The organism is Gilliamella sp. wkB292 (assembly GCF_001690235.1).
GTDB lineage: Bacteria > Pseudomonadota > Gammaproteobacteria > Enterobacterales > Orbaceae > Gilliamella > Gilliamella apicola_F.
This window is the reverse complement of record NZ_LZGO01000005.1, coordinates 1-3,722: the sequence shown is the minus strand read 5'-3', so window position 1 is coordinate 3,722 and position 3,722 is coordinate 1. Positions and strand designations below refer to the sequence as shown.

Sequence of the window (3,722 nt, the reverse complement as noted above, 5' to 3'; positions counted from 1 at the left end):
ATCGAATAGTTATATCGTGACACTGTAACAAACAGACAAAATGACATCACGACTTGAATGACATCTTACGCTGAACACTTTTCTGCTATAAATGAAAAAGCGAAGATGTCAGCTATAAAATCAGTTTTAACCAATTTACATATTGACTATTTTGGTAATGAATATTTTTTTATTTTGTATTGATAAAATATCATACTTAATTATTAAACGCTATCACGCTGCAACTCATTAATTTAAATAAATATTTAAGTTGATAAACTATTATTCTAAACTGATGATTTTGATGTTCGACAGCAAAAGCCACTCAAGATATAGAGAAAACATAAAAGTGTAGTAAAGCGCTATAAGCAAGTTTTCTCGCTTAGTTAGGATTGTAGTAAATTGCTATTGATAAAAGAGATGACGTCGTCTTTATCCATTTCAAATTCTGGACTTGCATCAATGCCGCTTAAATAATTGATAACATAGGCTAGTTTTGCATCAGTAATACGATGATCTAAATAGAATTCAAAAGCATAATTCGCCACGTTTGACGCAGTATAATTATTATCAAGCAGATAAAATAATCCGTTTAAAAACAATAACCTTAAGTCATGCATATTCATCCATCTATTATTTGTGAATTTAAATTACTCAATATATCAGCGTAAAAAAACGTTTCGTTATAAGAAAAGATCATTCTATTTTTAGAGGCGATAAATAGAATACTTGTTTCGTCACTGGGGTAAAAAAAATCATTCCATGATTTTATAAAAATATCCACAGGCACAATTGCACTTGCTATTTTCCCCCAGAAGAAAAAAACAGATGAATGACCTGCTAATTTGTTTTCGAAAAAAAACGAAGATTGTTTGGAATTTTTAAAATCTAAATCGATTTTTTCTGTCACTGAACAAAACATTGGTGGCATTTTCATTAAGTGATCAAATGGGAATATCATATGCCAAAATCGACTAGATTCATCTTCATCAAGAAAAATTATCCTCTTTTTTTCTTCAGAAGATAAGATGCATTCTGTAGAGTTGAATCTCCAACCAATTGGATATTTTTTTTCATCAATAGTAAAACTTTCTCTATTCATAATAATATAGTCTAGTACCAACAAGATTTTAACCGTATTTGATTAGCATTATTTATTTTTATGAGAGATCTATTTCTTTCGAAAAATCAGATGCAACCAGACCGGCTTCTTCTACTTTTTTGTCTAAATACTGTCCCTAATACCTTAAATTCTGTTGTACCTGGCTGTATTCTATTTCTTGTATCGGTTTGCCGCACAATTAATAGCTATATATATTTTTTCCAACTCTGGCAATGACGCCTTAGGCACTATTAGTTTTTAAGTTATCAATCCTCGAGATCTTTCAGCCATTTTTGATATCTTTCTGGATCCTTTGCAATCAATGTTTTTAATGTTTCAAACACTTCGTTTATCCCTGAAGGATCCACTTTATATTTATTAAATACAAAAATCATTCCCTCTGCGATGGTATCAAGAACATAGAACATTTGTTGCTTATAACAACTAAACGTTTTATAAGGTATAAAAATTGAGAAATGCACCTCTTTGCGTTTTGATAAGGTTAAAGGACCGTAGACTAAATTTTTGTGTTCTTGTGTAGCAGAGATAGTAAAAACTAAATCATAATCTGTTGTTTTAAACAATTTGTCATAATGTGGTAGAGTTTTGTTTAATTCATTAAGATTTTCTATCAACGGATTTAAAACCGTATTTGTAATTTCGTAGCGAATGCCAACTTCAGCCCACAATAATAAAAAATCAATTTTCATTTACATCGTCCTTTCGATTTATCACTGTTTTGATTGCCAACTGGAATTTTTCCTGTTTTTGTATAATGCTCATCAATTTTCAGTGTCTCTACTGGTTTTGTTGTTGGAAAACGTTTTCAACAGAATCAGTATATTGCTATTTAACTTTGACTTTCTCTACGAGTACCCCAACTAATTTGATAGTTTTCAGCCTTTCATAAATACTTTCATATAAAAGTAAACCAAATTCCGTACAGCATATTGGATATTTTGGATATTCGCTTTCAAGTAAAAACCTCGGCGCTCTTTCTCTTCTTGAGTGGAAATGGCATTCAGGACAGACAAAAAGACGCTCATTTTCAGGAATAGGTTGTCCATCAAAAATATATGGTTTTTCACCTCTCAGTACAACGTAATCATATTTACTAATAAAAGTTATAAATGGCTGTTTATGCTTCTCACTTTCCACTTTATTATAAATAGAACCTATATTTAAATATTTTTCAGCCTCTTCACCCAGCAAACTAAATAAGCGCAGCGACATAATACTAGGTATCAGGAGACGACCTACCATTGGCATATCTAGGTTTTTCCTTATTTTCCCATTCGTAATCACATCCATACTACCGTGAGGTAGTTTTAGTCTATGGCAATAATGACAAAATTGCTCTCTGGTTTTATGCTTCCATTCAGGATCAAGATCGAAAGTGTCTATTCCTGAATAATACAGGTGATAAAGTTGTTCACGTTTCATTCATATACCTTATATCTATTATTAATTATATTTTTCTTCAATATTTGTTAGACAATCTACATCAGTTTCCTAGCGGCATCAAGAACTGCATCAAAAGACGGTTGCTAGCTTTGCCCAGTCGATGTTTTCGATACGGCTTCGATTAGGCGGTGTTAGGCATCGTAGTAGTAATACTGCGTGCCGCTGGCAATTTGTTTGCTGTGGTACGTCGCAAGTGTATCGAATGCTGCGGACGTGTGGTGGTAATTTGTTTACTTAGTTAATTGTAGTGATGGCTGCATGTGCCTTAAGCATTGGTTTCGCTTAGAAGCATCTTCTTAGAACTGTAGCTGAAATGATGTGTTGGCTTCGACTACGGTTAATGTAATGGTAATTTGGGAAAGATGATAAATTAAAAGCAGATTTGCCTTTCAAAACTTATCTTGGCAACCTCGTTCTTTTCCTATTTAGTAGACTATAGTTATAACTTGTTCAACATAACACTTAATAAAGAGTTTGCGGACGAGTTTATTTACTAGTGCATATAATTTTCTTTGGTTAAAGGTATTTGGATAGGTGCTGGCGGTGTTACATCAGGAAATAAAAATTTTTTAGATTCATCCCAATTAATGCCATTTTCGTAGAATTTAAGCAGACGATTTTGGATGTTTTTAGAATTTCCATTCATTCCTGCATACTCTTTGGTTTGAATAATATCTAAGTAATCTTTTACGGTTAGCTGTGGAATCAAAACTTTTTGATCTACAGAAGTATATCTATCATCCATTTCCACCAGACCTATCTTTTCTGCTAATGGACCTGTATAAGTAATAATTTTGGACTCCTGCGGGCGTACATTTTTTCGTACATGTTCATCTTATATCGAAACTAATAACTCTTTAAGTGTGTGCAATTACTGAACAGGTAAATAAGATATTAACCTTATTCAGGTCTACACCATCCCACTCATCTTTATCATTAAATATATTAAAAAACTCCATCCAATTGTTTTTTCTGGATTGCGCTAATGAATACAACCCATCTTTTATATAGACGCCGAATATTGTAATTTACTTGATTTATTTGTTTTTTGGTTACCATTTCTTTCCATCAGTTTTTTAAGTATTCATTAAAAAACACATACAATTTTATTATGAAAAAAAGATAATATTCATGTTTACTATTAGTTATTAGTATAGTAATTATTTTTCAATGCAAA

5 protein-coding genes are annotated in these 3,722 nt (G+C 31.8%); all 5 read right to left on the bottom strand.

Features of this window, described 5'->3' with window-relative positions:
- Window positions 1-365: 365 nt before the first annotated feature.
- Window positions 366-599 (bottom strand): hypothetical protein, encoded by a 234-nt coding sequence (locus A9G09_RS00190; protein WP_065632911.1) that lies wholly within the window; start codon window positions 597-599, stop codon window positions 366-368.
- A gap of 2 nt (window positions 600-601) precedes the next feature.
- Window positions 602-1,081, bottom strand: coding sequence for a hypothetical protein (locus tag A9G09_RS00185; protein WP_065632910.1), 480 nt, complete (start codon window positions 1,079-1,081; stop codon window positions 602-604).
- Between the two features lie 266 nt (window positions 1,082-1,347).
- Window positions 1,348-1,791: a hypothetical protein gene (locus tag A9G09_RS00180; protein ID WP_065632909.1), complete on the bottom strand. Its 444-nt coding sequence runs from the start codon at window positions 1,789-1,791 to the stop codon at window positions 1,348-1,350.
- A gap of 136 nt (window positions 1,792-1,927) precedes the next feature.
- Window positions 1,928-2,524 carry a hypothetical protein gene (locus tag A9G09_RS00175; protein ID WP_065632908.1) on the bottom strand — a complete coding sequence of 199 codons (597 nt, stop codon included), beginning with the start codon at window positions 2,522-2,524 and terminating at the stop codon, window positions 1,928-1,930.
- Between the two features lie 514 nt (window positions 2,525-3,038).
- Entirely contained in the window at window positions 3,039-3,290 is a 252-nt protein-coding gene (locus A9G09_RS00170) for a hypothetical protein (RefSeq protein WP_065632907.1), read from the bottom strand.
- Window positions 3,291-3,722: the final 432 nt, after the last annotated feature.

Bases quoted from the DNA above. Each gene is read 5' to 3' on its own strand.
- A9G09_RS00190 (WP_065632911.1), bottom strand. From the start codon at position 599: ATGCATGACTTAAGGTTATTGTTTTTAAACGGATTATTTTATCTGCTT.
- A9G09_RS00185 (WP_065632910.1), bottom strand. From the start codon at position 1,081: ATGAATAGAGAAAGTTTTACTATTGATGAAAAAAAATATCCAATTGGT.
- A9G09_RS00180 (WP_065632909.1), bottom strand. From the start codon at position 1,791: ATGAAAATTGATTTTTTATTATTGTGGGCTGAAGTTGGCATTCGCTAC.
- A9G09_RS00175 (WP_065632908.1), bottom strand. From the start codon at position 2,524: ATGAAACGTGAACAACTTTATCACCTGTATTATTCAGGAATAGACACT.
- A9G09_RS00170 (WP_065632907.1), bottom strand. From the start codon at position 3,290: ATGGATGATAGATATACTTCTGTAGATCAAAAAGTTTTGATTCCACAG.